Annotated in this window: 1 pseudogene; it reads right to left on the reverse strand. The window is 52.7% G+C overall.

Features of this window, described 5'->3' with window-relative positions:
• Nucleotides 1-886: pseudogene (locus LIX91_RS25515) on the reverse strand (IS3 family transposase); the annotation flags it as partial.

Genomic DNA, 886 nt, shown 5'->3' on the forward strand with positions numbered 1-886 from the left:
GAGAGATACAGCTTTCTATTGGCCACTTTAAACTCGGTCACATCGGTCACCCATTTCTGGTTCGGACGTTGTGCGGTGAATTTACGCTCCAGCAAATTGGGCGCAATTTTTCCGAAAAGCCCCTTATAGGAACGGTATTTCTTGGGGCGCACAACTGATCTCAGGCCCAGTTCAGCCATCAGTCGCTCCACAACCTTCTTATTGACCAACGTACCTGAGTTACGAATGACCGCCGTGATGCGTCGAGCCCCATAAAGACCTCTCTCCTCGTGATAAACGCGTTCGATCTCCCGCTTCAGAGCGGCATCTGGATCGGGTCTGGATTGCACCTGAACCTGATAGTAAAACGTGCTGCGCGCCAGGCCCGCCAGCGTCAGAAGGGCGCAGAGCGGAAACCGGTTCCTCAATTGTTTGACGATCAGGACTTTTTCTTTTGCCGTCGTCGTTGCTGCTCCTTCAACTCTTCCAACTTTTTTAGGTAAGCGTTCTCCATGCGCAGGTATTCGAGCTCGGCCATTAACTGGTCACGCGTCTTCTGCGTATCGTCGTCGATTACTGGTGCTGTGGGATAAGGCTTCTTGGGCATGGCAACAGACTTTCTTCTCTTGGGAACGTAGGGTGCTAGATCGTTACTGTAATGCTGCTGTTCCCAAATGACTATTTGGCCAGGATCACCAATACCAAAATGCGCTGCGGTCTGGCGAAGGGACAGCCCGTGCTCGCGCTTGTGCTCAAGCACTGAGCGTTTGAAGACTTTGCTGTACCGAAGCCCCGGCTTACGATGGCCTGTGTGACCATGGCTCCTGTAATTAGCGACCCAGCGTCGAAGCAGGCTGAAATCGATCGAGAACTGGCTGGCAACCTTACGAAAGCCGATGTTGCCTTC

It is taken from the genome of Pseudomonas sp. B20, from assembly GCF_020515755.1.
In the GTDB taxonomy this organism is placed as follows: Bacteria; Pseudomonadota; Gammaproteobacteria; order Pseudomonadales; family Pseudomonadaceae; genus Aquipseudomonas; species Aquipseudomonas syringae.